Genomic DNA, 25,934 nt, shown 5'->3' with positions numbered 1-25,934 from the left:
GTGCAAGGAAAAGGTGCGATATCGCATTGCATGGCTCACGGGATCGGTGCTTGCCCTGTCCGCCTGCGCGGCGGGGCCGAACTATCACGCGCCGCAATCCACCGCGCTGGGCGTGCCTGCCGGCTATAGCCAGGGCAGCGGCGCCGCGCTGGACGACGCCACCCTCGCCACCTGGTGGACGCGGCTCAACGATCCGACGCTGACCGGCCTGATCGATCAGGCGATCGCCGGCAATCTGGACATCGTCCAGGCGCAGGCACGGCTGCGGCAGGCGCGGGAATCCCTGCGCCAGGCCAATGCCGCCTTCCTGCCGCAGGTGAACGGATCGGCCAGCGGCGGCAAGAATTACCGCAGCCAGGCCGGCGGCACCCGTGTCGATGACAGCGGCAATGTCATCTCCACCGGCGCCAGCAACTGGTCCAGCAGCTATTCGGCCGGCGCCAATGCCAGCTGGCAGATCGACCTGTTCGGCGAACTGTCGCGCTCGGCCGAAGCCGCGCGGGCCGATCTTGCCGCGTCCGGCTATGACCTCGCCAATGTGCGGATGACCATCATTTCCGAACTGGTCACCAACTATGTTCAGGCGCGCGCATCGCAGGAGCAGCTGCGCATCGCCCGCGAGACGCAGAAGGTGCAGCAGGACAATTACGACATTGCCCGCTGGCGGCTGCAGGCCGGGCTGGTCTCCTCGCTCGACGAGCAGCAGGCCAGGGCCCAGCTCGCCCAGACCAACGCCACCATCCCGCAGCTCGAAGCCAGCCTGAAGGGCAGCCTCAACCGCATCGCCGTGCTGACCGGCCAGGCGCCGGGCGACGCGACCCGCGCGCTCGAAACGCCGGCACCGATCCCCACCGCCGCCACCGACATCGCCACCGGCATTCCGGCCGATACGCTGCGCCAGCGGCCCGATGTGCGGTCGGCCGAACGGGCGCTGGCCGCCGCCACCGCGCGGATCGGCGTCGCCCAGGCGCAGCTCTATCCCTCGCTCGGCATCAGCGGCAACATCGGCACCACGTCGAACGCCTTCAAGGATCTGTTCGACCTCATCACCGGCGGCGTCTTTGCCAATGTCGCCCAGACCATCTTCGATGGTGGTCGCCTCGCCTCGCAGGTCCGCGCGCAGAAGGCGGCGACCGATGCCGCCTTCGCCGCCTACCAGCAGAGCGTCCTTGGCGCGCTGGAGGATGTCGAAAATGGCATGGCCTCGCTCGACAGTGCCCGCCGGCGCAAGATCGAGTTCGCCACCGCCTATGAAGCGTCGAACAATGCCGCGATCCTGGCGCGCAGCCAGTATCAATCCGGCCTGATCGACTTCCAGACCCTGTCCAGCAGCGAAACCACGTTGCTGAACGCACGCAACAGCCTTGCCAGCGCCCAATCGGACGAGATCCTGGCCATCGCCCAGCTCTATAATGCGCTGGGTGGCGGCTGGCAGAATATGGATGACCGCCCCCATGAGCAATGACGCCAGCCCCGACCAGAATCTCAACGACTTTCTGGGCGCCAAGCCGGAAAAGCCGCATCGCAAATGGCTGATCCGCGGCGCCATCGGCGTCGCGCTGCTGATCCTCGTCCTGCTCGTCGCCCGCTGCTTCGCCGGCGACGACAAGCCCAATTATGCCACCCGCGAGGCGCGCCAGGGCGACCTGACGGTCAGCGTGTCGGCCACCGGCAATCTGAAGCCGATCAACCAGGTCGATGTGGGGTCCGAACAGTCGGGCAAGATCACCGCCGTCTATGTCGACGTCAATGATCGCGTGACCAAGGGGCAGAAGCTCGCCGAACTCGACACCCGCCGTCTGGTCGACACGATCAACCAGACGCAGGCCCAGGTTGCCTCCTCCCAGGCCGGCGTCGCCCAGGCGCAGGCGCAGGTCGCGCTGGCCAAGGCGACGCTGGATCGCCAGCTCAACGTCTATCAGCTTTCCGGCGGCAAGGTGCCGGCCAAGACCGAACTGGATTCGGCCCGCGCCGACTATAATGGCGCGCTCGCCAACCTTCGTTCGGCCCAAGCGCAGGTGAATGTCTCGCGCGCCCAGCTGTCGACCGCCCAGACCAACCTGTCGATCGCCCAGATCGTCTCGCCGGTCACCGGCGTGGTCCTGTCGCGCGACATCGAGCCGGGCCAGACCGTCGCCGCCTCGCTCAACGCGCCGGTGCTGTTCACCATCGCCGAGGATCTCACCAAGATGGAGGTCGAGGTGTCGGTGGACGAAGCCGATGTCGGCCAGGTCAAGGAAGGCCAGACCGCCAATTTCGCCGTCGACGCCTTCCCCGGCCGCACCTTCCCGGCAAAGGTCACGCGGGTGAATGTCGGATCGAACAGCTCCAGCAGCAGCTCGTCCTCCTCGTCCTCGACCAGCACGACCAGCAGCTCGACCGGCACGGTCGTCGCCTATACCGCCGTGCTGTCGGTCGACAATGCGGACGAAACCCTGCGTCCGGGCATGACCGCGACCGCCGACATCGTGACCCAGGAACTGCATGATGTGCTGCTCGTCCCCAACAGCGCGCTCCGCTTCAAGCCCAGCAGCGGCGCCGGATCGGGCGGCGGCATCACCAGCGTCCTGCCCGGCCCCGGCCGCATGCGCCGCAGCGGCGCCAACCGCCAGGTCAATTTCGGCGCGGGTAGCAGCCAGACCCTCTATGTCCTCGACGAAAAGGGCGATCCCAAGGCGATCCAGGTGACCGTCGGCGCCAGCGACGGATCGCGCACCGTCATCACCGGCGGCGACCTGAAGCCCGGCATGAAGGTCATCACCGGCCAGCTTGCCGCCGGCGCGCAGCAGCCCGCCGAGGACCAGAAGGCAGACCCCGCCGCTGGCGACACCAAGGACCGCCCGCGCAATCCCGCCGCCGACGGCAGCCCCGCCAGCGTCAAGTCGCTCGGCAATTCGGGCGACGCCGCGCCCCAGACCGCCCCGGTCGCCCCGACGCCCGCCGCCCCCCAGGGCAGCGGCGACACGGAAAGCCGGGGCACCGGCCGGCAGAGCGGAACCTGATCCAATGGCCGCCGATCCCATCATCTCGCTGCGGGGGATCACCAAGATCTTCGGCAGCGGCCCCACCGCCTTTCAGGCCTTGAAGGGCATAGACCTCGACATCGAGCAGGGCGATTTCGTCGCCGTCATGGGGCCTTCGGGCTCGGGCAAGTCGACGACGATGAACATATTGGGCTGCCTCGACGTGCCATCGGGCGGGCAGTTCCTGTTCAAGGGCCGCCATGTCGAGACGCTGGACCGCGACCAGCGCGCGCTGCTGCGCCGCCGCTATCTCGGCTTCGTGTTCCAGGGCTTCAACCTGCTCGCCCGCACCAGCGCGCTGGAGAATGTCGAACTCCCCCTGCTCTATCGCGGCGAGGACAAGAAGACCCGTTACGAGATGGGCATGGCCGCGCTCGACAAGGTGGGCCTCAAGGACTGGTGGGACCATACCCCGGCGGAACTGTCGGGCGGCCAGCAACAGCGCGTCGCCATCGCCCGTGCCATCGTCACCCAGCCCGACGTGCTGCTGGCGGACGAACCGACCGGCAATCTCGATTCCGAACGGTCGGTGGAGATCATGCAATTGCTGACCGACCTCAACCAGAATAGCGGCATCACCGTGCTGATGGTGACGCACGAACCCGACATGGCCGAATTTGCCCATACCATCGTCCATTTCAAGGATGGGCTGGTGGAGCGGGTCGACAAGGGCCAGGGCGGACCGCAGAAGGGAGCCGTGGGCTGATGCTGGGCACCACTGTCATCCTCGCCTTCCGGGCGATCAACCGGCACAAGATGCGCAGCTTCCTCACGACGCTCGGCATCATCATCGGCGTCGCCGCCGTCGTCACCATGGTGACACTGGGCAATGGCGCGACCGCCGCTGTGCGCGAACAGATCAGCTCGCTCGGCGCAAATGTGCTGCAACTGCGCCCCGGCCAAGGCTTCGGCCGTGGCGGCGGCGGGCCGCGCCCGCCCAATTTCAAGGAAGCGGACCTGACCGCGATCGAGAACCAGCTGACCGGCGTGCGCGCCGTCGCGCCGGTGGTCCAGTCGAGCGGCACCGCCATCTATGAAGGCAATAACTGGTCGACCACCGTCTATGGCACGACCTCCGCCTATTCGCAGGTCCAGTCCTGGAATGTGTCGGAAGGCCGGCTGTTCATGCCAGACGAGGAAGAGGCCGGCAAATCGGTCTGCATCATCGGCAACACGGTGCGCACCAACCTGTTCCAGGGCAATGACCCGATCGGCAAGCGGATGCGGATCAAGGGCGTCAGCTGTCAGGTCGTTGGCGTGCTTGCAACTCGCGGCCAGGGCGGCTTTGGCGACCAGGACGATGTCGTCGTCATGCCGATCAAGTTCGTCCAGCGCCGCTTCACCGGCGATCGCGACATCAGCCAGATCATGGTCGCGGTCGACGACGCCTATGACAGCGCGACCGTGCAGGACAGTCTGGAGCAGCTGATGCGCGAGCGCCGCAAGATCAAGGCGGGCGCGGAGGATAATTTCAACGTCTTCGACACCAAGCAGATCAGCGACACGCTGACCGGCACCACCACCATCCTGACCCAGATCGTCGCGGCGGTCGCCGCCATCTCGCTGCTGGTCGGCGGCATCGGCATCATGAACATCATGCTGGTGTCAGTGACGGAGCGCACCCGCGAGATCGGCATCCGCCTCGCCATTGGCGCGGTCGCGCGCGAAGTGCTGATGCAGTTCCTGGTGGAGGCGATCGTGCTGTCCTGCATGGGCGGCCTGATCGGCCTGGTCATTGCCCTCATCGCATCGGTCGGCATCGCGCCGCTGATGAAGGTGCCCTTCACCTTCGATCCGCAGGTCAATCTGATCGCCTTCCTCTTCTCGGCGGCGATCGGCGTGGTGTTCGGCTATTTCCCGGCGCGCCGGGCGGCAAGCCTCAACCCGATCGACGCGCTGCGGCACGAATAGGCTGATACATTTTCCGACAAAAGGGCGGTTATCCGGGATAATGCTGCGACATCTTCTGCCTAATCCCTCCTTCCATGGCGCCGCTCCGGCGCTGTGGAAGGAATGCCCCCATGAAGATGATCGCCGCCAGCCTCATCAGCAGTGCGCTGCTGCTCGGGGTCAGCCTCACCCCCTTTGCCGACGCGCAGGCACCACAGACGGCGCAATTGCTGGAGGGCAAGGATCGTCCCATTCTGCTCGCCCGCATGACCGTCACCGCCACGCCCCTGCCCGCTTCCACCAACTGAACCGCCCCGCGCCGGAGCGGCGCGCATGAACGGCGTCATCGGCCTGCTCGGGACGCTGGCGCTGCTGCTGGCTGTTGGCGGCGCGATCGGCCTGATCGATCGGCGCGGCTTTCGGCCCGGCTGGCTGCTGGTTGCCGCCGCCCTGGTCGCCGCCAATGACGCGCTGCTGACCCGCGCCTATCGCCATATCCCCGATCTCATCCCCGCCGCCGGCTGGAACTGGCAGGGCAAGCTGCTGGCCCTTGCCCTCACGCTGCTGGTCGCAGCCCTGCCGGCCTTCGGCTGGAAGCGGGTCGGCCTTACCCTCCGGCAGGCGCGCGGCAGCCTGACCGCTGCCCTGCCCGTGGCTCTCCTCTATTGCGCCTTCTTCACGGCGCTCGCCCTCTATTTCCCCGACGATCCGAGCAGCGCAGAGGAAATCGCCTTCCAGCTCACCATGCCGGGGCTGGAGGAAGAACCCTTTTATCGCGGTATCCTGCTCTTCGCGCTCGATCGCGCCTTCACCCGGCGGGTCCGCTTCCTGGGCGTCGACTGGGGCTGGGGCGCTCTGCTGTCCTGCGGCCTGTTCGGCCTCGCCCATGCGTTCGGCTATTCGGGCGGCCATTTCAGCTTCGATCCAGTCGTGATGGCGCTTACCGCCATCCCCTCGCTGCTGGCCGTCTGGCTGCGCCTGCGCACCGGCAGCCTGTTGCTGCCGATCCTGCTGCACAATTTCGGCAATGCCATCTCGCTGATGCTGTGATTCGAACAAGGCATTGAAAAAGCGTAATTTATGAACTGATATTCAGCTTAAATCGGGTTTTGATACAATTTCCGACAAAACTGCCCCACCCTTGGGACAGGCTTGCGACAAGCGCGGCCTATCCCTGTCTTCGACGCCGGAAGCGGCGCCCTCGATTGAAACAAGAGGAGTGAAGACATGTTCAAGAAGATCATCCTGGCCCTGACCGCCACCGCCGTTGCCGCCAGCCCGATCGTCACCGCCCAGGCCCAGGCCGCGCCCCATCGCGAAACCGTCCGGGTCGTGAAGGAAGGTCCGCACCGCACCGTCGTCCAGAAGAAGACGGTCGTGCGCAACGATCGCCACTGGGCCAAGGGCCAGCGCTTCGATCGCCGCTATGCGACCAATTACCGGGTCGTCGACAATTATCGCGGCTATCGCCTGTCGGCCCCGCCGCGCGGTTACCACTGGGTCCGCTCGGGCAATGACGCAGTGCTGGTCGCCCTCACCAGCGGGATCATCGGCGCGGTCGTCGCCGGCGCCATCCGCTAGAGCATTCTGAAGTCGGCTGGAACAGCCGACGACTCGCAGAATGCGGCAAAAAAGGAAACTAGAGCGTCCCCCGATTCAACCTAATCGGAGGATGCTCCAAGCGCCCCACTTCCTGAAAAGCGCCCTGGAGCCTTCGCTCCGGGGCGCTTTCGCGTTCACACCAGCCCGGTCAGATAATAGACGGCGATCACGACGAAGACGGTCATCGTCTTGATGAGCGTCAGCGCGAATATGTCCTTATAGGCCTGACGATGGGTGAGGCCCGTCACCGCCAGCAGGGTGATGACCGCGCCATTATGCGGCAGGCTGTCCATGCCCCCCGATGCCATCGACGCGACCCGGTGCAGCACCTCTCTTGGGATACCCGCCGCGTCGCCCGCCGCCACGAACTGGTCCGCCATCGCCGCCAGCGCGATCGACAGGCCGCCCGACGCCGACCCGGTGATGCCGGCCAGGGTCGTCACCGTAATCGCTTCGTTGATCAGCGGGTTGGGCACCGCCTTCAGGGCGTCCTTGACGACCAGGAAGCCGGGCAGCGCCGCGATCACCCCGCCAAAGCCATATTCGACCGCCGTGTTCATCCCCGCCAGCAAGGCGCCACCGACCGCCGCCTTCGATCCTTCCGCAAAGCGCCGCGCCACGATCGGAAAAGCGAAGATCAGGATGGTGGCGATGCCCATCAGCAGCGCGCCCTCCACCGCCCACAGTGCCGCTTGCTGTGTCACTTTCGCTGTCACCGGCTCGGGCAGCCCCGCCAGCCGAATGCTCACCTCTTCCGCCCCGCCGGTGATGCGCGGGATCAGCAGCGTCAGCGCCAGATTGCCCAGCCCCACCACCAGCAGCGGAAGCAGGGCGACCAGCGGGTGGACGGCGGCCGCCTCTTCCTGCCGATCGGGTTCGTTGACCAGCGTTTCGGGTGCGCCATAGCCCTCCCCCGCGGCCGCCATCGCCCGGCGCCGCCAGTTGAGATAGGCAAGGCCCGTCGCCGCGATCACCACCGATCCGATCACGCCCAGCACCGGCGCCGCCCAGGCAGTGGTGCCAAAGAAGCTGGCCGGAATGACATTCTGGATCTGCGGCGTGCCCGGCAGCGCATCCATGGTGAAGGTCAGCGCGCCAAGGCCGATCGTGGCGGGCACCAGCCGCTTGGGGATGTCGGCGCGGCGAAACATCTCGGCGGCGAAGGGGTAGACGGCAAACACCGCGACGAACACCGACACCCCGCCATAGGTCAGCAGCGCCGTCACGATCATGATCGCCGGGATCGCCCGCCCCGCGCCGACAAAGCCGATCACCGCCGTCACGATCGCGCGGGAAAAGCCCGATATCTCGACCAGCTTGCCGAACAGCGCGCCGAGCAGGAAGACGGGGAAATAGAGCTTCAGGAAGGTGGCGACCTTGTCCATGAACAGGCCGGAAAAGGCGGTCGGCACCGCCGCCGGATCGGTCAGGAACACCGCCAGCATGGCGAGCAAGGGCGCCATCAATATGACGCTCATGCCGCGATAGGCCGCCAGCATCAGCAAGATCAGCGCCAGTGCCGCGATCGCGACCGCCATCCGTCTCTCCTTCTCTTTTTCTGGCAGGCAGGATAGAGACAGGTGAAGCCTGACTGCAAGCAGGGCCGCTGCCGCCCATGGCTGCACCGATGCCGCTTGCCTTTCGTCCGCTTTTCCGTCATAGGCGCGCCTTCGTTCGGCCCCGGATTCGGACGTCGGACGATTTCGAATGCTTGAGACGACAGCCGGAGGGGCGTTCCACATGGGGTGGGCGTCAGCGATCGGCCAACAGATGAGGCAATACCCATGGCTCTTTACGAGCATGTGTTCCTTGCGCGCCAGGATCTGGCACAGGCGCAGGTGGACGCTCTGGCGGAAACCGCCACCAAGATCGTCGAGGAAAATGAAGGCAAGGTGACCAAGGTCGAGACCTGGGGCCTGCGTTCGCTCGCATACAAGATCGCCAAGAACCGCAAGGCGCACTACGTCATGCTGAACATCGACGCACCGGGCAACGTGATTGCCGAGCTGGAGCGTCAGACCCAGATCAACGAAGACATCATCCGCTACATGACCATCAAGGTCGAAGAGCTGGAAGCCGGTCCGTCGGTGATGATGCGCAAGCAGGAACGCGCCGAACGTGGCGACCGTGCCCCCCGTGGTGACCGTGGCCCGCGCCGTGAGCGCGAAGAAGCCCCGGCTGCCGAATAAGGAGATCTGAAACATGGCACGCCCGTTTTTCCGCCGCCGCAAGAGCTGCCCCTTCGCCGCCAAGGATGCGCCGAAGATCGATTACAAGGACGTCCGTCTGCTGCAGGGCTTCGTGTCCGAGCGCGGCAAGATCGTCCCCAGCCGCATCACTGCGGTGTCCGCCAAGAAGCAGCGTGAGCTGGCCCAGGCCATCAAGCGCGCCCGTCACCTGGGCCTGCTGCCCTACATCGTGAAGTAAGGGAGAAAGACCCATGGAAATCATTCTCCTTGAGCGCATCGAAAAGCTGGGCGCGATCGGCGACGTCGTCACCGTGAAGGATGGTTACGCTCGTAACTTCCTGCTGCCCAACAAGAAGGCTCTTCGTTCGAACGCCGCCAACAAGGCTGTGTTCGAAGCCAACCGCGCGAAGATCGAAGCCGACAACGCCGCTCGTCGTTCGGACGCCGAAAAGGCTGCCGAAGGCGTCAACGGCAAGCAGATCGTCCTGATCCGCCAGTCGTCGAACGCCGGCCACCTGTACGGCTCGGTCGCCGTCCGTGACGTCGTCGACGCGCTGCACGCCGATGGCGTGACCAACGTATCCAAGGCGATGGTCGTGCTGGAGCGTCCGATCAAGACCCTGGGCGTCTTCGACGTCAAGGTCGCGCTGCACCCGGAAGTGGCCGTCACCATCACGGTGAACGTTGCCCGCTCGCCGGAAGAAGCCGAACTGCAGGCGCAGGGCGTCGACGTGATGGCCGACCTGTTCGAGAAGGACGAAGCCGGCTTCACCGAGGATTACGATCCGAACGCCGAGCCGGGCGAAATCGCCGTCGAGGCGGAAGAAGCCCCGGCCGAAGAAGCCTGAGCCTCTTCGCTCTGACAAACGAGAAAGCCGCCCGTCACCGGGCGGCTTTTTTGTTGCCTTGGGCGGTTGATCGGACGCTCATCGCGCCGGTTCCAGGTCACCGAGCTTGGCCTGTCGGTCTATGACCGGTGCCACATCGCCGTGACGGCCATATTGCCCGATTTCCTGACGCTCTATCCCAAGGGCCATGTCCAGATCGTCGCGGTCGATCGCCCTGGCGCTACCCTTTCCCGGAATGGCACGCGCAGGAGGGGATCGTCCACCTCGTCTTCACCACCCGTACCGGGCTGCCGCCGCTGGTGCGCGCCTGGATCGATCATCTCGCCGCCCATTTCAGCAACGGCGATATCTTCTCGCCCTGATTTCAGCCCTGCGCCCGGCGACGGCGCGTTTCCCACCCCTTCTTCGCCGCGGCTGATCGATCGGCCGCCTTGCGCCGTTCGGCGGCATGGCTGTCGGGCTTGCCCCGCCCCGATCCCGACAGGTTGCCCCCGCCCGAATCCTTGTTCACGGTCGCCCAAGCCCGCGCCTCCGCCTCGTCATGCGAAACGCCACGCTCTTCATAGCTTTGCGCGATATGCGCGGCCTTGCGCTTCTGCTTGCCAGTGTAACGATCCTTGTCGCCTCTGGGCATGTCTGCCTCCTTTTTTTCGTCCCATATCGGTTCAAATACCGAGAGGCATTTCCCGAGGATTGCCATTAAGTTGCATGGCGAGAAAATGAGGAACGGAGAGTCGCCATGAACGTTCCGGACATCATGGAGCAACGCACCCTGCTTGAGCGCCTCGCCCGGCATCTCGCCGCCGGGGCGACGCATAACTGGCCCTATTGGGTCGAGGATGCCGCCAGCATATTGGCGATGCTCAAGGAGCCCGATCCCGCCATGCGCGAGACGGGCGACGTAACCGCCTGGCAGGCGATGATCGATACCGCCCTGCAACAGCGCTGGACCATCTTTCCGCCCGGCATGACCGGCGCGGACGAGGACCATGCCGGCAGCGCGGACGAAGAGGGCGAAATTCGCCTGCCCCCCGAGGCCATCGACCAGGACGCCGCCAAGTGGGTCCATCTTCACAGTGCGCCGAAGGAGACACCATGAAGGGATTGTTGAAGCTGGCCTTTCTGACCGGCCTGGGCGCCGTTGCCTGGAAGAGCCTGAAGGAACGGGCCGGCAAGGATGATGGTGCCGCGGCCGATGATCTGGACGATCGCGGCCCGGTCGGCTCGTCCGGCATCGTCCGCGACGCCGGACCGCAGGCGGACGACAGCGATTGGGACATGGTCGATGAACAGTCCGACGAATCCTTCCCCGCCAGCGATCCGCCTGGCAATTACTGATATCGCCGACGCCCGGTCACGAACCGGCAATCATCGCTCCATTGCCCCCACCCTGCCCGCGCATTAAGAAGCGCGCACGGATGATATCCATCCGTTTCAACAGGGGAATTATTCAACCATGCCTTCGGGTCTGATCGCACTGCTCGACGATGTTGCCGGTATCGCCAAGATGGCGGCCACGTCGCTGGACGATGTCGCCGCTGCCGCCGGCAAGGCCGGCACCAAGGCCGCCGGCGTCGTCATCGACGATACTGCCGTCACGCCCAATTATGTCATGGGCCTGTCCCCCGAACGCGAACTGCCAATCATCTGGAAGATCGCCCGCGGATCGCTGCGCAACAAATTGCTGTTCCTGCTGCCGGCGGCACTGGCGCTCAGCGCCTTTGCGCCCTGGCTGCTGCCGCCGCTGTTGATGCTGGGCGGCGCCTTCCTCTGCTTCGAGGCGGCGGAAAAGCTGCTGGAGGCGATCCAGGGCGGCCATGACGAGGTGGCGGATGCCGCCGCAACCCTGACCTCCAAGGAACTGGAGGACCAGAAGGTTTCCAGCGCGATCCGCACCGACTTCATCCTGTCGGGCGAGATCATGGCGATTGCGCTCGGCACTGTCGCCAGCGAACCGATCTGGGAACAGGCGATCATCCTGGTCGTCGTCGCCATCGCGATCACCGCCGGCGTCTATGGCGTGGTCGGCTTCATCGTGAAGATGGACGATATCGGCCTGCACCTCGCCCAGCGCAGCGGCGCGGCGACGCGCGCCATCGGCCGCGGCCTGGTGAAGGCGATGCCGGTCGTGATGAGCGTGCTGGGCGTGGTCGGCACGGCGGCGATGCTGTGGGTCGGCGGTGGCCTGATCGTCCATGGCCTGCACGAATTCCATTGGGATCTGATCCCCGGCACGATCCATCATCTGGCGCAAGGCGCCGCCCATGCCGTGCCCGCGATCGCGCCAGTGGTCGACTGGCTGGTGAATGCGATCGGCGCGGGCATTGTCGGTCTGGTGATCGGCGGCATCATCGTTGCCGTGCTGCATCTGTTCAAGAAGCACTGAGGCGATTAAGGGGAGCGCCCGCGCCTTTGCCGGCGCTTCCCTCGCTCCGGACTTTCCAAGTGACCCAATCTTCCCCCTGGCGCATCGAGGCGCGCGCCCTCGTCACGCTCGCCATTCCCATGATCGCGGGCAATGTCGCCTGGTCGGGGATCGCCGCGACCGATCTGCTGCTCGTGGGCCGGCTGGGCGCGGAAGCGGTCGCCGCCGGGGCGCTGGCGATCAATCTCTTCAACGCGCTGCTGATCTTCGGCCTTGGCCTCGTCACCGCCGCCGCGCCGCTGATTGCCAGCGAACGCGGCCGTCGCCGCCATTCGGTGCGCGACGTGCGCCGCACCGTCCACCAGACGCTGCGCGCCGCCGCCTTCTTCGTGCTGCCGGCCTGGCTGATCCTGTGGCATTGCGAGGCGATATTGCGCGCCATGGGGCAGGAGCCCGACCTGGCCCGCGAAGCCGGCCATCTGATGCGCGGCATGCAATGGGCGCTGCTGCCCTTTCTCTGCTTCACCACGCTGCGCAACTTCATCTCGGCACTGGAGCGCCCGCTCTGGGGCCTCATCATCATGCTGCTCGCCATGCCGTTCAACGTGCTGGTCGGCTGGGCGCTGATCTTCGGCCATCTGGGCCTGCCCGCGCTCGGCCTGCTGGGCGCCGGCATCGCCAGCACCCTGTCCTCGACCTTCCTGTTCCTGGGCCTGCTAACCGTCATCCTCGTCGATCGCCGATTCCGCCGTTATCGCCTGATGGGCCGCTTCTGGACGCGTGACCGCGACCGGCAGCGAGCGGTGTGGACGCTGGGCCTGCCGATCGCGATCACGCTGGGGCTGGAAGTCACGGTGTTCAATGCCTCGGCCTTCCTGATGGGGCTGATCGACCGGGAATCGCTCGCCGCCCATGCCGTGGCGATCCAGATCGCCTCGCTGGTCTTCATGGTGCCGATGGGCATCGGCCAGGCCGCGACCGTGCGCGTCGGCGTCGCCTATGGCCGGGCCGATCCCGCCGCGATCGGCCGTGCCGGCTGGCTGGCGCTGATCGTCGGCACCGGCTTTGCCATGGCGGCCGCGCTGATGCTGGTCCTGATCCCGCGACCGCTGGTGTCGATCTTCCTCGACGTCCATGATCCGGCCAATCTCGCCACCGCCAATCTGGCGGTCAGCTTCCTGGCGGTCGCCGCGCTGTTCCAGCTGGTCGACGCCGCGCAGGCCGTCGGCGCGGGCGTGCTGCGCGGCATCCAGGATACCAAGGTGCCAATGATCTTCGCCCTTTTCGGCTACTGGATCATCGGTATCGGCGTCGGCGCCCTGCTCGCTTTCCCGATGGGGCTGCATGGCGTTGGCATCTGGTTCGGCCTGGCTGCGGGCCTCGGCACGGTGGCGATCCTGCTGATCGCGCGCTGGTCGCTGCGCGACCGGCTGGGGCTGGTTCCGCGCTAGGAAAACGGCCGCACAATTCGTCTTGAAAATCCGGCCGGTTGCACGGCAGGCACATGGTGCGACGCACAAAGCAATTGAAACAGGGCCGTGTTTCTTGATATGGGCGGCCCATCATGGACTCTCCGACCCCTATCTTCGAAGCGATCGCGCTTCAGAAGTGCCTCAAGGCGACCTATAACAAGATGGTCGTCACGCTGGCCCCGCACATCCTCTACACGCGCCATGACGAGATGTTCATGGACGCCGTGACCACGGACCGCGACGGCCGCCCGCCGCGCGAGCTGAAGCTGGGCACGTTCAAGCTGGCGGGCCTGAGCGATGTCGAGATTCTGGACGAGACGTTCGAGGCGATGCACGGCCTCTACGACCAGGGCGACGACAAATATAAGGGCGTGACCCTGTTCGCGGTCGATCCGCAGAGCGCCGCCGCCTGATCGGCAATGACATCGCATCGACCCGAACGAAGAAGGGCGGCCATTGGCCGCCCTTTTCTTTTGTCGTTACTTCTTGAGCCGATAGCCAGTGCGGAACACCCAGGCGATGATGCCTAGGCACACTGCAAGCATTCCGCCCACGAACAGCAGGCTGAATTCGATCCCGACATCGCCCTTGCCGAAGAAGGTCCAGCGAAAGCCCGAGATCAGATAGACGATCGGGTTGAACAGGGTGATGGTGCGCCATGGCTCGGCCAGCATGTGGATCGAGTAGAAGGCGCCACCCAGAAAGGTCATCGGCGTGATGATCAGCAGCGGGATCACCTGCAACTGCTCGAACCCCTGCGCCCATATGCCCAGGATGAAGCCGAACAGGCAGAAGCTCACCGCGATCAGCAGCATGAAGCCGACCATGGCGAAGGGATGGGCCACCGGCAGGTCGACGAACAGATGCGCCGTGGCAAATATGATGAAGCCGACGATCAGCGCCTTGGTCGCCGCCGCCCCGACATAGGCGATCACCGTCTCCATCGCCGACACCGGCGCTGAAAGCAGCTCATAGATGGTGCCGGTGAATTTGGGCATGTAGATGCCAAAGCTGGCGTTGAAGATGCTCTCCGTGAACATCGACATCATGATGAGGCCCGGCACGATGAAGGCGGCATAGGGAATGCCGTCGATCTGCGTCATGCGTGATCCGATCGCCCCGCCGAACACGATGAAATAGAGCGAGGTGGTGATGACCGGCACCAGCAGGCCGGTCAGCCAGGTGCGCCGGAACCGGTGCAGCTCGAACTTGTAGATGGCCGCAACGGCGCGCAGATTCGGGCCGTTCATGCCGCTTTCTCCTGATGGACCAGGCTCACGAAAATATCCTCCAGGCTGCTCTGCCGCGTGTTGAGATCCTTGTATCCGATGCCGAGATCGCCAAGCTTGCGCAGCAGCGAGGAAACGCCGGTGCGTTCGGCGCGGGTGTCGAACAGATATTCGATCTCCTGCCCCTCAGCCTTGAGCGCCACATCCCAGTCGGCCAGTTCGGGCGGCAGCGCCTCGATCGGCTCGGCCAGCATGATCGACAGCGTCTTCTTGCCCAGCTTCTCCATCAGCGCGGTCTTGTCCTCGACCAGCATCAGCTGGCCATGGTTGATGACGCCCACCCGGTCGGCCATTTCCTCGGCCTCCTCGATATAATGGGTGGTGAGGATGATGGTGACGCCGGTCTGGCGCAGTTCGCCGATCAGCTTCCACATGTCGCGGCGCAGTTCGACGTCGACACCGGCGGTCGGCTCGTCCAGGAACAGGACGCGCGGCTCATGGCTCAGCGCCTTGGCGATCATCACCCGGCGCTTCATGCCGCCGGACAGTTCGCGGATCTTGTTGTGGCGCTTGTCCCACAGCGACAGGTCGCGCAGCACCTTCTCGACATAGGCGTCGTTGCGCGGCTTGCCGAACAGGCCGCGGCTGAAGGTGACGGTGTCGATCACCCGCTCGAACTGATCGGTATTGAGCTCCTGCGGCACCAGCCCGATTGCAGCGCGCGCGCCGCGATAGTCGCGGATGATGTCATGGCCGGCGACCGTCACCGTGCCGCCAGAGGGCCGGACATTGGCGCAGATGATCGAGATCATCGTCGTCTTGCCCGCGCCATTGGGGCCGAGCAGCGCGAAAATCTCGCCCTCCTCGATATTCAGGTCGACGCCCTTGAGCGCCTGAAAGCCCGACGCATAGCTTTTCGTCAGGCCCTTGATTTCGATGATGGATGCCATGCGGCAGCGCCCCCTTTCCTTGTGTCGGCAAGATAGGAGGCGGACCGCACCATGCAACCGGCAGCGCGGCAAATAGCGAAGCCGGGCAATATATTGGAAAAAGATTGAAGCCGGTGATGCGCGGGCATAGGCTTGACGCCCCACCATGTGGAGAAGGCTATGAAAAAGGCAATTCTCTATCTGTCGATCGCGTTGATCGTCGTTCCCGATATCGCCATCGCCCAGCAGGGCGGCCGACCACCATCAGGCGGCGGCGCTCGACCATCTCCGTCCACGCGCCCTGCCCCCGCCCCCTCACGCCCCGGCGGATCAGTGCAGCCTTCCCGCCCCGTCGGTCCGTCGACACAGCCGTCCCGGCCCGGTGCCTCTCGCCCGCAACCGCCCCGCCCCGGACAGCCTTCGCCCGGTCCGGGCCAGCCAGGTGGACCGGCAGTTCAACCACCCCGTCCGGGAGGCCCTTCGCCCCAGCCGCCGCGTCCCGGTGGTCCCGGCGTCCAGCCACCACGGCCAGGCCAGCCGCATCGCCCCGGCGCCGGCCGTCCGCCCAATTTCCGGCCGATCCCCGGCCCGGCCTTCCGCTATCCCCATGGCTATCGCTATCGGCGCTGGACGGTCGGCCTGTTCCTGCCGGCGGTCTTCTTCTCCAGCTATTATTATTACAACGACTATTGGCGCCTGGGCCTGGGCGCGCCGCCCTATGGCTATCGCTGGATCCGCTATGGCCCCGACCTGCTGCTGGTCGAGGTCCGGTCGCGCCGCGTGGTCGATGTGGTCTATGGCGCCTTCTACTGAGGCAGAAACAGGAAGGGCCGCATCATGCGATGCGGCCCTTTTCTCTTGTCCCGATCATTCGCCCCGTCGGGTGAAGCGGAAGACCGTCGCTGGCGGGAAATTGCGCACCGTATGGCCGGCGCGGACAACTTCCAGGCCCAGCTGGTCCAGCACCGCACGGCTGACCGGCGGTCGCGTCGAATAGGTGAACTGCACCAGGCTACCGCCCGGCTTCAGCATGCGGAAGGCTTCGGACAATATGTCGATGTGCATCGCGCGGTCCATCGCCAGCAGCGGCAGGCCGCTGACCACGGTCTGATAGTCGCCGGGGCCACCGGCGGCGGCGACCGAGACGATCTGCGCCGGCGTCTCCAGGATCGAGACATGGGGGAAATGACGCCGCAGCCCGCGCGCGAAGGCGGGGTTGATCTCCACCACCTCCAGCCGGTCGGCCGGCAGGCCGGTTTCCAGGATGGCGCGGGTGAAGACGCCCGTGCCCCCGCCCAGTTCCAGCACGCGGCCGCCCTGCGGATCGATGTCGGCCACCATCAGCCGCGCCAGATAGCGACTGCTGGGCACGACCGAGGCGGTCTGCCGGGGCTTCTTCACCCAGGCGGCGAGGAAATCGAGATATTCGGTGGCGCGGGCGCGAAACTCGCTGTTCGGCAGGGCGATTGCCCGGCTGCGCTTCGGCTTGTGCTGCATGGGCGAAATGCGACCGCTCCTTTCTGGTGCCGACTCCCCTTAGCGGGCCCGAACGCCCCCGTCGATTGGCTTAACAAGATTTCATGCCGGACCAGCAACGGCCGGTCCGGCACAAGTCCTTATTTCTGCTTGCCCGCCTCGGCCGCGGCCAGCACGCGCAGCACATTGCCGGACCAGATTTTCTGTACGTCAGCCTCGCTATAGCCTGCCTTCAGCAGCGCATCGGTGATCTTGGGCAGATCGACCACATCCTCCATGCCGACGACGCCGCCGCCGCCGTCCCAATCGAGGCCGATGCCGACATGATCGGGGCCGACGACCTTCAGCGCATGCAGCATATGCGCCATGAAATCGTCGAAGGTCGGCCGGTCGGTGTCGGGATAGAGTCGGTCAATCTCCTGCCGCTTGGCGAGCATCGCGGCCCGCGCCTCGGGCGAAACCTTGGCGTCCTCCCGCATCTGGCTGTAAAGCGCCATCAGCGCCTTCTGCCGTTCCGGATTGGGCTTGGACGCGCGCAGATAGGCGCCATAGGCATTCATCTGGATCACGCCGCCCTTGGCCGCCAGCGCCTTCAGATGATCGTCATCGATGTTGCGCGGATGATCATAGACCGCCTTGCAGCCCGAATGGGTCAGCAGCACCGGCGTGGTCGACAGCGCCAGCAGATCGTCCAGCACCTGGTCTGAGCTGTGCGAGGCGTCGGGGACGATGCCTAGGCGGTTCATTTCCTTCAGCAGCTCCTTGCCGAGCGGGCTGAGGCCGCCATAGCGCGGTTTCTTCGACGGGTCGGTCGAGCTGTCGGCGAACTGGTTATGCGCGAAATGGGCAAAGCCCGACACGCGCACGCCCATGTCGTAGAATGTCTTGATCAGCGAGACATCCTCGCCGAGCGGATAGGCATTTTCGATCGACATATAGACGATGCGCTTGCCCGCCGCGGCGATCGGCGCCGCGTCCTTCGCCTCCAGCGCCAGCGTGAAATTGTCCGGGTCGGCCGCGACCATCGAGCGGATCGACATGCCACGCAACAACGCGAAATCGCGCGCCTTGCGGAAGCCCTCGATCGTCAGCTGCCCCTGCCCGGTGTAGATCGCCCAGAAGCCGCCATCCAGGCCGCCCTTCTTCATTCGCGGCAGGTCGACCTGGGTATAGTCGCTATGGACGCCATGCTCCTCGTCGATCGACCAGTCGGGCAGGTCGAGCGATGCCGGCGTATCGAGGTGGCTGTCGAGCGTGATCAGCTTTTGGTGCAGCAGATAGACCTGTTTCGACACGTTTTTTGGCTGGGCCTGCGCCGCAATCGGGAGCAGCGCGACCAGCGCTGCCCCCATCAGATAAGTATTCCGCATCAGATCTCGCCCGAAATGGTGAACTGGAAGGTGCGTGGCGACAACGGCCGGAAGGCACCGTCGCCCGTCACCGAGGAGGAGATGTAGGACAGCGTGTCCTTGTCGAAGATATTGTCGACGTTGAAGCGCGCCTTGATGCTCTTCACCGGGCCGAAGCTCCAGCCGTCGCCAATATCCACATAGCCGCTGAACACGGTGTAGGCCGGCACGCTGGAGCCTGCCGTGTTGGTGAAGGTCGACCAGCGCTTCGACGTATATTTGCCGCTGATGTTGGCGACCAGCCAGCTTGCCGGCTCGATCGTGACGCCACCGCTGACGATCCACTTGGCGCTGTCGGGGATATATTTGCCGGAGGTCGCATAGGTGACCGACGCGACGATATCATCCTGGAACTTGGCGTTGTTGTAGGTGACGTTGGCGTTGGCATAGGCAAGGCCGTTGAGGAAGGCCGGCTTGTAGGTGCCGCTGGCTTCCACGCCGTAGGATTCGACCCGGCCGACATTCTGGTAGAAGGTTTCGGTGGTGCTGCCGCCGCCTTCCTGGAAGGTCGTGATCGACTGGATGCGGTTCTTGAACTTGGTGTAATAGCCCGCAATCGAGGCGTAGAGCTGCCCCTGATTGGTGCGGAAGCCGATTTCCATATTCTGCGAGCGTTCTGCCTTGGGCTGGGGCACCAGCGCCGACGTGCCGGTGCGCGTCACGGCATAGATATCATCCATGCCCTTGGGCAGCGCCATCGTCTCGGCATAGGAGGCGAAGACCTGGCTGCGTTCATTGATCTTGAACAGCAGGCCCGCCATCGGCAGGAACATGTCGCGATAATGGGCCGTGTTATACTGCGGCCCCCAGCCTGCGACCGCCGTGCCACCCACGACGCGATAATAGTCGTCGAAATCGCGATAGCCGCCGAGGCTGTAGTCCAGCATCAGCCCCTTGAAACCGGCATCCAGAACCAGCCGGTCATCCATCAGCTTGAGCGTGTCCTTCAGGAATATCTGCAGCGTGTCGCGCTTGGACCGATAGTCGCGGCGCAGATAGACCAGCTCGTCCAGATTGGGCTCGCCATCGGGGGCGCCATCCATCGTGTTGTAGCGCGCCTGGGTGCGGTGATATTTGTCGACTTCGGCCCAGATGCCGCCTTCCACGACATTGTTGCCGCTTTCCCAATGCAGCTTGGTGGTCACGCCATAGCGATCGCCGCCGACGCCCGATCGGCCATATTGCACGCCCTTTGGCGCGGTCACGTCCAGACCGGCAGCCGCCTGCGCCGTGTAGCGGGTCAGCGAGTTGGAATAGCTGTCGGGCGAGACGCCATAGCCATTCTTGTCCTCATAATAGAGGGTCGATTCCGCCCAGACGCCGTCGGCGATACCCAGGTGGAAGGTGCCGCCATAGAGCTTGTCCTTCCGCACGTTGATCGCGAGGTTGTAGACATTGGTGTAGTTGGAATTGGAATAATAGACGCCCGCTGCCGTCGGCGCGAAGCCGGTCGTAGTATTGGGCACATTCTCGATATAGGCGAAATCGCGGCCGCAGGCGCCGACCACGCTGGTGGCGGTGCAATTATACTGGGCGCGGGTGATCGTCGGCGAGTCATAGTCGAAGAAGTCGTTCGACACGAACTTGAAGCGCGCCCAGCTGTCGCCGCCCAGATCGGCATGGATCTGGCCTTCCCAATGTTCGCGATCGACCGAACCGGGGCCGCGCCACAGGTCGCTGTCCAGCTTGGTGCGGCTGACATAGGCCTTGAACGGGCCCACCCGGCCAGTGCTGGCGCGGATGAAGGTGCGCTTCATATTATTGTCGCCAAAGCTCTGCGACACGAACAGGCCCATTTCCTCCTGCGGGGCGATGCTGTTATATTGCACCACCGGGCCGAGGCTGGAGTAGCTGGGCAGGCCGACATCGGCGGCGCCGACGGAGGCTTCCACCACGCCCAGATTTTCATTGTCGACATAGCGGAAGACAGGGCTGCCGCCGAAAGCGTCGCTGCGGCCGGTCGGAATGCCGTCGACCACGAAGCCGATCTGGTCGAGGTTGAAGGCGCGGGTCTGGACGCTGTTGCCAAATTCATAGAGGCCCAGCGCACCATCGGTCTGAACGTTGAAGCCAGGCAGTTGCTCCAGCATCTTCAGGCCCGAAATGCCCGACGGCGCCGACAGCAGCGCCTCGCGCGTGACGGCGACGACATTGTTGATCTTGTCTTCGCCGATCGCTTCCGACGATTGCGAGATACGACGACCGGTCACGGTGATCGTGCTATCCTCATCCGCCGGTGCCGCTTCCTGGGCCAGGGCGGCAGATGACAGCGCGCCGGTGCAGCAGGCAAGCAGAAGCGCAGCGCGCGAAACGCGACGGACAGACAAAATCGAAGGCATAGAGGCTCCCTGTAGGCCCTGAAAAAGGGCAGTTCGCGCCAATCAGGAGCGCCCGCCCCTTCGGGCTATCGCGCCGTTCCTCCCCGGACCCTGGCCTGTCGATCGTCCCTTCGGGCGACCGCAGATCATTTCATCCAACTGTCATCTGAAACGAGCCCTTCGGGAAAATCCACCACGCGCTTATGATGATTTCTCAAGCGCAACGAGGCCCCTCAAAGCATTGAGATTTCGCAATCAATGCCCGTTCCCTCGCACGCGCGCACAAAAAATCCTCCCCAGGCCTGGCCCGGGGAGGATCAAGAAATTGCATGCCCTCTTCTTTTCGAAGAAGGATCCCTCAGCGCCCCTTCCAGACGCCCGGACGCTTCTCGACAAAGGCGGTCATGCCTTCCTTCTTGTCTTGCGTGGCGGTCAGGATCTGGAACAGGCGGCGCTCGGTCAAAATGCCCTGGGCCAGGTTGGTCTCGAACGCGATATTGACCATTTCCTTGTTCACCATCGCCGCCATCGGCGGCATCGCGGCGATCGCGGCGGCGGTCTTGAGCGCATCGTCCAGCAGCTCGGCCGCCGGCACGATCCGCGCGACCAGGCCAGCGCGCTCAGCCTCCTCGGCGCCCATCATCCGGCCGGTCAGGCACATCTCCATCGCCTTGGCCTTGCCCACCGCGCGGGTCAGCCGCTGCGACCCGCCCATGCCCGGCGCCACGCCCAGCTTCACCTCGGGCTGGCCGAACTTGGCGGTATCGGCTGCCAGGATGAAGTCGGCCATCATCGCCAGTTCGCAACCACCACCCAGCGCGAAGCCGGCAACCGCCGCGATCCACGGCTTGCGGGTGGCGACGACCTTGGTCTGCCAGTCGGAGAAGAAGTCCTGCAGGAAGAAGTCGGCCGCTTCCTTCTCCACCATTTCCTTGATGTCGGCGCCGGCGGCAAAGGCCTTTTCGCTGCCGGTCAGCACCGCGCAATGCTGGGTCGGGTCGGCATCATAGGCGGAAAAAGCCGCGCCCAGATCCGCGAGCACCTGGCTGTTGAGCGCGTTGAGCGCCTGCGGCCGGTTGAGCGTGATGAGCGTCACCGCGCCCTGCTGTTCCACCAGGATCGTTTCATATGCCATTACCGTCTCCCTAAGCTGTCAGCGCCGATCTATGTCGGCCAAAAACGGATCGCCAGCCTTTGCGGCACGGCGATTTCGCCGATCCTATCGGCAAAGATGCATGAAATCCTGATCATAGCTGCGCATATGGGCGCCGCCATCGACATAGAGGGTCTGGCCCGTCACCGCCGTCGCGCCGGCGAGATAAAGCACGGCCTGCGCGATCTGCTCGGCCTGCGGCAGCCGGCCGAGCGGCATCAGCTGCTCCAGCCGCGCCATCTGATCCGCATCATAGTCGGGCGTGGCGATGGTAAGGCCGGGCGCCACCGCATTGACCCGCACCTGCGGCGCCAGGCTGCTGGCCGCGGTCTTCGTCAGGCCGGCGAGCGCCAGCTTGGACAGCGTATAGGCCAGCTGATCGCCATGGGGATGGTCGATCCGCTGGTCGAGGATGTTGACGATGCAGCGATCGCCGGTCCCGGCCGGCACCGTCGCGAACGCCTTGGTCAGCATCGCGGGCGCGGCGCAATTGACCGCATAATGGCGCATCAGATCGTCGGCGGTAACGCTGTCGATCCGGTCCTGGCCGAAGATCGCCGCGCTATTGATCAGCAGGTCGGGCGGCCGGCCGAACCGTTCGGCGACCTGCGCGACCAGCTCCTCGGCCGCTTCGGGATCGGCGAAGTCGACGACGAAACCTTCCCACTCGGCGCCATTTTCCTCCAGCGCGATCGCCAGATGAGAGTCCAGCCGCGTGTCATGGCTGCCATGGATGGCAAGCGAATAGCCGGCCTGCGCCAGCGCCGCGGAAATGATGCCGCCCAGCCGGCGATGGCCGCCGGTCACAAGCGCCAGCCGGCGCGAGGCCAGCGGCAAGGGACCGGTCGGCCCGGCATCCTTCTTGGCCCCACCAATCGGGCGATAGGCGGGCTCGGCGCCCTCCCCCTCTCCGGTCACATCATTCACGAGGCGATGAGCTTCAGCACTTCCTCGCGCGACTTTTCGTCGTCGCGGAAGACGCCGAGCATGCGGCTGGTCTTCATGATGACATTGGGGGTGCGCACACCGCGGCCGGTCATGCAGCCATGGGTCGCCTCGATCACCACGGCGACGCCCTGGGGCTTGAGATTTTCCCAGATGCAGTTGGCGACTTCGGAGGTCAGCCGTTCCTGCACCTGCAGCCGGTTGGCATAGGCGTGCAGCACGCGGGCCAGCTTGGAAATGCCGACCACATAATCGCCGGGCAGATAGGCGATGTGCGCGCGACCGACGATCGGCGCCATATGATGTTCGCAATGCGACTGGAACGGAATGTCCTTCAGCAGCACGACATCGTCATAGCCGCCCACCTCATGAAAGATGCGCGAGAGATGATAGGCCGGATCGTCATTATAGCCGCGGCAATATTCGCGCCAGGCGCGCGCCACCCGCTCGGGCGTTTCCACCAGCCCCTCGCGCTCGGGCATGTCGCCCGACCAGCGGATGAGGGTGCGGATCGCCTCCGACACTTCGGCCGGGACCGGCTCCTTCGAGCCTTCGCCTACGGTTTCCGCATCGGGATCATATGCCATGAACTGGGCCACTCCATAATTGTTGGCCCCGGCATATGGCGACTGCGTGCCCGTCTGACCAGCCCTTTTGCCCCGGCTGGACACAACATCGCTGTGGTGGCAAATCACAGTCTAACGGGAACGCACCACATAAAAATGTCATTACAATCGCAAGATCATGCGCACTGAACGCATCGCCGCCGTCCTTCTGGCAGCCGGCATGTCGACCCGCTTCGGCGAGGAAGACAAGCTGATGGCCGACCTGCGCGGCAAGCCGGTCGCCGCGCACACGCTGGAAACCATCGCCTCCATGGCCTTTGCCGAACTGGTCGCCGTCGTGCGACCGGTCGAATTTGCGCCGATATTGCATCGCAAGCTCGACCGGCGCGGCTTCGATATCGTCGTCAACGAGCATCCCGAGGAGGGCCTGTCGAGTAGCATCCGGCTGGCGGTCGAGCATGTGATGGACAAGCGCAAGGTGCGCGGCATCCTGATCTGCCTTGCCGATATGCCCGACGTGCCGCAGACTCATTATAACCATATCTGCATGGCGGCCGAGGATATCCGTTCGGTGGTCGCCAGCACCGACGGCTTCTCCTCCTCGCCGCCCGCCTTCATCGGCCGCAAGCATTTCCCCGAACTGCTCGCGCTCAAAGGCGATCAGGGGGCCCGCGCGCTGCTGAGCCATGGCATCCAGATCGAGACGATCGGCAATGTGCTGCACGACATCGATACGCCGGAGGATCTTGGCCGCCCCCCGGTAACACCGACCTGAGGCACAAAAGGGGCAGGCGAAGCCGCTTTGCCTTGCCCCGCTTCAGGTCGATCGCGTCGGATCGGTCAGCCCGTCGCCCATTTCCCGCGGATCAGGAGCGCGACTGAGCGGCAGCGAGCCGGTCTGGCGTTCCAGCATGCGATGCACCACCGGCGGCTTGCCCCCACTGTGCAGCGCGTGGATCGTGTCGCTGTTGGTGATGTCGGCGATCGTGCGCCGCTGATTGTGGCGGACATAGTCGAGCCAGGTCGACACATGATAGCGTTCGACCCAGAGTTCGGGATCGCCCAGATCGCGCATCAGCGACCAGCCATGCGCGCCGTCGCGCTTGCGGATGCGGCGGCGCTCGCTCATCGCGCTGAGGAAGGGGACGACCGACCCCACCGGGATGCGATATTCGATGGTGATGACCACCGGGCCGCTGCGCGGTTCGACCGGCACCGCCGTCTCCGGCTCGCGCCAGCGGTTCTGGAGATCGAGATTGTCATCGCCGATCTGCGGCAGCGGACGAACGAAGCCGATCAGCGCGGCGACCAGTTGCACCGCGGCGGAGGCATAGAGGGCGTCCACCACCCCATGATCCTCGGCCAGATTGCCGAACAGCCAGGCGCCGATCGCCATGCCGCCAAACGCGGTCATCTGATAGATGGCGACGGCGCGGGCGACGACCCAGCGCGGCGCCGACATCTGGACCGACACGTTGAAGGTCGACAGCGCCATGACCCAGCCCGCCCCGGCGAGCAGATAACCGAGCAAAGCCAGCGCCAGATAGCCCGACATGGCGGTGATCGCCGTCCCCGCCGCCAGCGACAGGGCGGCGGACCGCACGATCGCCTCGATCGAGAAGCGCGCGCGCAGCCGCCGTGTGGACAGCGCCCCGGCCACCGCGCCGACGCCAAAGGCGCCGCTGGTCAGGCCGAAGGTCAGCGCGCCGCCGCCCAGCACGTCGCGCGCCACCAGCGGCATCAGCGCCGACACCGCGCTGGCACCAATGCCAAAGGCGCCGCCCCGCAGCAGCACGAGCTGGATCTTGGGCGACATCGAGACATAGCTGACACCGGCCCACATCGCGACGCCCAGCCGCTCGCGCGGCAGCAGCTTGGGCGGCAATTCCGGTCGCCAGCGCGCCAGCACCGCGACCAGGCCGATATAGCTGACCGCATTGGCGAGGAACGCCGCCGCCGCGCCCGCCGCCGCGACGATCACGCCGCCCAGCGCCGGGCCGGTGCTGCGGGCTAGGTTGAAACCCATGCTGTTCATCGCGACGGCACTGGGCAGCACGCTGCGCGGCACCATGTCGCCAACAGATGCCTGCCAGGCCGGACCGTTCACCGCCGTCGCGCAACCGATCAGGAAGGTGAAGCCCAGCAGCGTCCAGGGCGTCAGCGCACCAAGCCAGGCGACCAGTGCAAGGGCCGTGGACACCAGCAGCATGAAAAGCTGGCAGGCCATCATCACCTTGCGCCGATCCAGATTGTCGGCGACCGCCCCGGCCCAGAGCGAGAACAGCATGATCGGCAGCGTCGTGGACGCCGGCACCAGCGCCACCAGCACCGGCGAAGCGGACAGCGAGGTCATCATCCAGGCCGCACCGACCGACTGGATCAGCCCGCCGAAATTGGACGCCAGGCTCGCGATCCAGATCGCGCGGAAGATGGGAATGGCAAAGGGCGAGGAAGGCTGGGGGGACTCGGTGTCAGGCACGAAAACCATCAAGCGGATTTAGGAACGTCGGTCAAACCCGC

The 25,934-nt window shown here is 65.1% G+C and carries 28 protein-coding genes; 17 read left to right on the top strand and 11 right to left on the bottom strand.

Annotated elements, in window-relative coordinates:
* The first annotated feature begins 13 nt into the window (after positions 1-13).
* From U0025_RS06370 to U0025_RS06340, 7 genes are all read left to right on the top strand, one after another.
* Positions 14-1,465: an efflux transporter outer membrane subunit gene (locus tag U0025_RS06370; RefSeq protein ID WP_037491366.1), complete on the top strand. Its 1,452-nt coding sequence runs from the start codon at positions 14-16 to the stop codon at positions 1,463-1,465.
* Positions 1,455-3,002, top strand: coding sequence for an efflux RND transporter periplasmic adaptor subunit (locus U0025_RS06365; protein WP_004212087.1), 1,548 nt, complete (start codon positions 1,455-1,457; stop codon positions 3,000-3,002). Before U0025_RS06370 ends, U0025_RS06365 begins: the two co-directional genes overlap by 11 nt.
* A 4-nt stretch (positions 3,003-3,006) precedes the next feature.
* Positions 3,007-3,729, top strand: coding sequence for an ABC transporter ATP-binding protein (locus U0025_RS06360; protein WP_004212086.1), 723 nt, complete (start codon positions 3,007-3,009; stop codon positions 3,727-3,729).
* Entirely contained in the window at positions 3,729-4,934 is a 1,206-nt protein-coding gene (locus tag U0025_RS06355) for an ABC transporter permease (protein WP_004212085.1), read from the top strand. Before U0025_RS06360 ends, U0025_RS06355 begins: the two co-directional genes overlap by 1 nt.
* 110 nt (positions 4,935-5,044) lie before the next feature.
* On the top strand, positions 5,045-5,221 hold the full coding sequence (locus U0025_RS06350; RefSeq protein WP_004212084.1) for a hypothetical protein: 177 nt from the start codon (positions 5,045-5,047) through the stop codon (positions 5,219-5,221).
* A 25-nt stretch (positions 5,222-5,246) separates the two neighbouring features.
* On the top strand, positions 5,247-5,963 hold the full coding sequence (locus tag U0025_RS06345; protein WP_004212082.1) for a CPBP family intramembrane glutamic endopeptidase, BDIM_20840 family: 717 nt from the start codon (positions 5,247-5,249) through the stop codon (positions 5,961-5,963).
* Positions 5,964-6,140: 177 nt separating this feature from the next.
* Positions 6,141-6,494, top strand: coding sequence for an RcnB family protein (locus U0025_RS06340; protein ID WP_004212081.1), 354 nt, complete (start codon positions 6,141-6,143; stop codon positions 6,492-6,494).
* Positions 6,495-6,649: 155 nt separating this feature from the next.
* On the opposite strand, the gene U0025_RS06335 is transcribed toward U0025_RS06340, so the two are convergent.
* A complete protein-coding gene (locus U0025_RS06335; RefSeq protein ID WP_004212079.1) occupies positions 6,650-8,053 on the bottom strand; it encodes a GntP family permease in 1,404 nt (467 codons plus the stop codon).
* Positions 8,054-8,299: 246 nt separating this feature from the next.
* Between U0025_RS06335 and rpsF the strand changes: the two genes are divergently transcribed.
* Genes rpsF through rplI form a run of 3 tightly spaced genes read left to right on the top strand, consistent with a single transcriptional unit; the run spans position 8,300 to position 9,552 of the window.
* On the top strand, positions 8,300-8,704 hold the full coding sequence (gene rpsF, locus U0025_RS06330; protein WP_004212077.1) for a 30S ribosomal protein S6: 405 nt from the start codon (positions 8,300-8,302) through the stop codon (positions 8,702-8,704).
* 13 nt (positions 8,705-8,717) lie between these two features.
* Positions 8,718-8,942: a 30S ribosomal protein S18 gene (rpsR, locus tag U0025_RS06325; RefSeq protein WP_004212076.1), complete on the top strand. Its 225-nt coding sequence runs from the start codon at positions 8,718-8,720 to the stop codon at positions 8,940-8,942.
* Between the two features lie 13 nt (positions 8,943-8,955).
* On the top strand, positions 8,956-9,552 hold the full coding sequence (gene rplI, locus U0025_RS06320; RefSeq protein WP_004212072.1) for a 50S ribosomal protein L9: 597 nt from the start codon (positions 8,956-8,958) through the stop codon (positions 9,550-9,552).
* 364 nt (positions 9,553-9,916) lie between these two features.
* On the opposite strand, the gene U0025_RS06315 is transcribed toward rplI, so the two are convergent.
* Positions 9,917-10,186 (bottom strand): hypothetical protein, encoded by a 270-nt coding sequence (locus U0025_RS06315; RefSeq protein WP_004212071.1) that lies wholly within the window; start codon positions 10,184-10,186, stop codon positions 9,917-9,919.
* 105 nt (positions 10,187-10,291) lie between these two features.
* Between U0025_RS06315 and U0025_RS06310 the strand changes: the two genes are divergently transcribed.
* From U0025_RS06310 to U0025_RS06290, 5 genes are all read left to right on the top strand, one after another.
* Positions 10,292-10,651, top strand: a complete 360-nt coding sequence (locus U0025_RS06310; protein ID WP_004212069.1) for a hypothetical protein — start codon at positions 10,292-10,294, stop codon at positions 10,649-10,651.
* Positions 10,648-10,890, top strand: a complete 243-nt coding sequence (locus U0025_RS06305) for a hypothetical protein (RefSeq protein ID WP_004212068.1) — start codon at positions 10,648-10,650, stop codon at positions 10,888-10,890. The genes U0025_RS06310 and U0025_RS06305 overlap by 4 nt, the downstream gene beginning before the upstream one ends.
* A gap of 118 nt (positions 10,891-11,008) precedes the next feature.
* Positions 11,009-11,938 carry a DUF808 domain-containing protein gene (locus tag U0025_RS06300; RefSeq protein WP_004212067.1) on the top strand — a complete coding sequence of 310 codons (930 nt, stop codon included), beginning with the start codon at positions 11,009-11,011 and terminating at the stop codon, positions 11,936-11,938.
* Positions 11,939-12,057: 119 nt separating this feature from the next.
* Complete coding sequence (locus U0025_RS06295) at positions 12,058-13,368, top strand: MATE family efflux transporter (RefSeq protein ID WP_051156972.1); 1,311 nt, start codon at positions 12,058-12,060, stop codon at positions 13,366-13,368.
* 113 nt (positions 13,369-13,481) lie between these two features.
* The gene (locus tag U0025_RS06290) at positions 13,482-13,802 is read left to right on the top strand and encodes a WYL domain-containing protein (RefSeq protein WP_004212065.1); all 321 of its coding nucleotides are present in this window, start codon (positions 13,482-13,484) and stop codon (positions 13,800-13,802) included.
* Between the two features lie 66 nt (positions 13,803-13,868).
* On the opposite strand, the gene U0025_RS06285 is transcribed toward U0025_RS06290, so the two are convergent.
* Both U0025_RS06285 and U0025_RS06280 read right to left on the bottom strand, forming a co-directional pair.
* On the bottom strand, positions 13,869-14,639 hold the full coding sequence (locus tag U0025_RS06285; protein ID WP_004212064.1) for an ABC transporter permease: 771 nt from the start codon (positions 14,637-14,639) through the stop codon (positions 13,869-13,871).
* Positions 14,636-15,568, bottom strand: coding sequence for an ABC transporter ATP-binding protein (locus tag U0025_RS06280; protein ID WP_004212063.1), 933 nt, complete (start codon positions 15,566-15,568; stop codon positions 14,636-14,638). Before U0025_RS06280 ends, U0025_RS06285 begins: the two co-directional genes overlap by 4 nt.
* A 159-nt stretch (positions 15,569-15,727) precedes the next feature.
* Here U0025_RS06280 and U0025_RS06275 point away from each other — a divergent pair, with 159 nt between their 5' ends.
* On the top strand, positions 15,728-16,360 hold the full coding sequence (locus U0025_RS06275) for an RcnB family protein (RefSeq protein WP_004212062.1): 633 nt from the start codon (positions 15,728-15,730) through the stop codon (positions 16,358-16,360).
* Positions 16,361-16,414: 54 nt separating this feature from the next.
* Here U0025_RS06275 and U0025_RS06270 read toward each other — a convergent pair whose 3' ends face one another.
* The 6 genes from U0025_RS06270 to folE all read right to left on the bottom strand — a co-directional run bounded on the left by U0025_RS06270 (position 16,415) and on the right by folE (position 23,435).
* On the bottom strand, positions 16,415-17,044 hold the full coding sequence (locus U0025_RS06270; protein WP_004212060.1) for a class I SAM-dependent methyltransferase: 630 nt from the start codon (positions 17,042-17,044) through the stop codon (positions 16,415-16,417).
* Between the two features lie 119 nt (positions 17,045-17,163).
* Positions 17,164-18,393 (bottom strand): dipeptidase, encoded by a 1,230-nt coding sequence (locus tag U0025_RS06265; protein ID WP_004212059.1) that lies wholly within the window; start codon positions 18,391-18,393, stop codon positions 17,164-17,166.
* Positions 18,393-20,771: a TonB-dependent receptor gene (locus U0025_RS06260; protein ID WP_004212057.1), complete on the bottom strand. Its 2,379-nt coding sequence runs from the start codon at positions 20,769-20,771 to the stop codon at positions 18,393-18,395. The genes U0025_RS06265 and U0025_RS06260 overlap by 1 nt, the downstream gene beginning before the upstream one ends.
* 337 nt (positions 20,772-21,108) lie before the next feature.
* Positions 21,109-21,885 (bottom strand): enoyl-CoA hydratase-related protein, encoded by a 777-nt coding sequence (locus tag U0025_RS06255; protein WP_004212056.1) that lies wholly within the window; start codon positions 21,883-21,885, stop codon positions 21,109-21,111.
* 84 nt (positions 21,886-21,969) lie between these two features.
* Positions 21,970-22,830 (bottom strand): SDR family oxidoreductase, encoded by an 861-nt coding sequence (locus U0025_RS06250; protein WP_004212055.1) that lies wholly within the window; start codon positions 22,828-22,830, stop codon positions 21,970-21,972.
* Positions 22,827-23,435 (bottom strand): GTP cyclohydrolase I FolE, encoded by a 609-nt coding sequence (gene folE, locus U0025_RS06245; RefSeq protein ID WP_004212054.1) that lies wholly within the window; start codon positions 23,433-23,435, stop codon positions 22,827-22,829. The genes U0025_RS06250 and folE overlap by 4 nt, the downstream gene beginning before the upstream one ends.
* Before the next feature lie 157 nt (positions 23,436-23,592).
* Between folE and U0025_RS06240 the strand changes: the two genes are divergently transcribed.
* Positions 23,593-24,189: a nucleotidyltransferase family protein gene (locus U0025_RS06240; RefSeq protein ID WP_004212053.1), complete on the top strand. Its 597-nt coding sequence runs from the start codon at positions 23,593-23,595 to the stop codon at positions 24,187-24,189.
* 42 nt (positions 24,190-24,231) lie between these two features.
* Here the strand turns inward: U0025_RS06240 and U0025_RS06235 are convergent, their stop codons facing one another.
* Entirely contained in the window at positions 24,232-25,902 is a 1,671-nt protein-coding gene (locus U0025_RS06235) for an MFS transporter (RefSeq protein ID WP_004212052.1), read from the bottom strand.
* Positions 25,903-25,934 lie beyond the last annotated feature (32 nt).

Source organism: Sphingobium yanoikuyae, from assembly GCF_034424525.1.
GTDB lineage: Bacteria > Pseudomonadota > Alphaproteobacteria > Sphingomonadales > Sphingomonadaceae > Sphingobium > Sphingobium yanoikuyae.
The sequence above is the reverse complement of the archived record's forward strand: the minus strand, read 5'-3'. Positions and strand labels throughout refer to the sequence as shown.

What these genes read in the sequence shown, in the direction of transcription:
- U0025_RS06360 (WP_004212086.1), top strand. Translation starts at nt 3,007, where the DNA reads ATGGCCGCCGATCCCATCATCTCGCTGCGGGGGATCACCAAGATCTTC.
- U0025_RS06305 (WP_004212068.1), top strand. Translation starts at nt 10,648, where the DNA reads ATGAAGGGATTGTTGAAGCTGGCCTTTCTGACCGGCCTGGGCGCCGTT.
- U0025_RS06265 (WP_004212059.1), bottom strand. Translation starts at nt 18,393, where the DNA reads ATGCGGAATACTTATCTGATGGGGGCAGCGCTGGTCGCGCTGCTCCCG.
- U0025_RS06290 (WP_004212065.1), top strand. Translation starts at nt 13,482, where the DNA reads ATGGACTCTCCGACCCCTATCTTCGAAGCGATCGCGCTTCAGAAGTGC.
- U0025_RS06310 (WP_004212069.1), top strand. Translation starts at nt 10,292, where the DNA reads ATGAACGTTCCGGACATCATGGAGCAACGCACCCTGCTTGAGCGCCTC.
- U0025_RS06275 (WP_004212062.1), top strand. Translation starts at nt 15,728, where the DNA reads ATGAAAAAGGCAATTCTCTATCTGTCGATCGCGTTGATCGTCGTTCCC.
- U0025_RS06315 (WP_004212071.1), bottom strand. Translation starts at nt 10,186, where the DNA reads ATGCCCAGAGGCGACAAGGATCGTTACACTGGCAAGCAGAAGCGCAAG.
- U0025_RS06280 (WP_004212063.1), bottom strand. Translation starts at nt 15,568, where the DNA reads ATGGCATCCATCATCGAAATCAAGGGCCTGACGAAAAGCTATGCGTCG.
- U0025_RS06340 (WP_004212081.1), top strand. Translation starts at nt 6,141, where the DNA reads ATGTTCAAGAAGATCATCCTGGCCCTGACCGCCACCGCCGTTGCCGCC.
- U0025_RS06335 (WP_004212079.1), bottom strand. Translation starts at nt 8,053, where the DNA reads ATGGCGGTCGCGATCGCGGCACTGGCGCTGATCTTGCTGATGCTGGCG.
- U0025_RS06345 (WP_004212082.1), top strand. Translation starts at nt 5,247, where the DNA reads ATGAACGGCGTCATCGGCCTGCTCGGGACGCTGGCGCTGCTGCTGGCT.
- rpsF (WP_004212077.1), top strand. Translation starts at nt 8,300, where the DNA reads ATGGCTCTTTACGAGCATGTGTTCCTTGCGCGCCAGGATCTGGCACAG.
- U0025_RS06365 (WP_004212087.1), top strand. Translation starts at nt 1,455, where the DNA reads ATGAGCAATGACGCCAGCCCCGACCAGAATCTCAACGACTTTCTGGGC.
- U0025_RS06235 (WP_004212052.1), bottom strand. Translation starts at nt 25,902, where the DNA reads ATGGTTTTCGTGCCTGACACCGAGTCCCCCCAGCCTTCCTCGCCCTTT.
- U0025_RS06240 (WP_004212053.1), top strand. Translation starts at nt 23,593, where the DNA reads ATGCGCACTGAACGCATCGCCGCCGTCCTTCTGGCAGCCGGCATGTCG.
- U0025_RS06355 (WP_004212085.1), top strand. Translation starts at nt 3,729, where the DNA reads ATGCTGGGCACCACTGTCATCCTCGCCTTCCGGGCGATCAACCGGCAC.
- U0025_RS06270 (WP_004212060.1), bottom strand. Translation starts at nt 17,044, where the DNA reads ATGCAGCACAAGCCGAAGCGCAGCCGGGCAATCGCCCTGCCGAACAGC.
- U0025_RS06260 (WP_004212057.1), bottom strand. Translation starts at nt 20,771, where the DNA reads ATGCCTTCGATTTTGTCTGTCCGTCGCGTTTCGCGCGCTGCGCTTCTG.
- U0025_RS06285 (WP_004212064.1), bottom strand. Translation starts at nt 14,639, where the DNA reads ATGAACGGCCCGAATCTGCGCGCCGTTGCGGCCATCTACAAGTTCGAG.
- U0025_RS06255 (WP_004212056.1), bottom strand. Translation starts at nt 21,885, where the DNA reads ATGGCATATGAAACGATCCTGGTGGAACAGCAGGGCGCGGTGACGCTC.
- rpsR (WP_004212076.1), top strand. Translation starts at nt 8,718, where the DNA reads ATGGCACGCCCGTTTTTCCGCCGCCGCAAGAGCTGCCCCTTCGCCGCC.
- rplI (WP_004212072.1), top strand. Translation starts at nt 8,956, where the DNA reads ATGGAAATCATTCTCCTTGAGCGCATCGAAAAGCTGGGCGCGATCGGC.
- U0025_RS06350 (WP_004212084.1), top strand. Translation starts at nt 5,045, where the DNA reads ATGAAGATGATCGCCGCCAGCCTCATCAGCAGTGCGCTGCTGCTCGGG.
- U0025_RS06295 (WP_051156972.1), top strand. Translation starts at nt 12,058, where the DNA reads ATGATCGCGGGCAATGTCGCCTGGTCGGGGATCGCCGCGACCGATCTG.
- folE (WP_004212054.1), bottom strand. Translation starts at nt 23,435, where the DNA reads ATGGCATATGATCCCGATGCGGAAACCGTAGGCGAAGGCTCGAAGGAG.
- U0025_RS06300 (WP_004212067.1), top strand. Translation starts at nt 11,009, where the DNA reads ATGCCTTCGGGTCTGATCGCACTGCTCGACGATGTTGCCGGTATCGCC.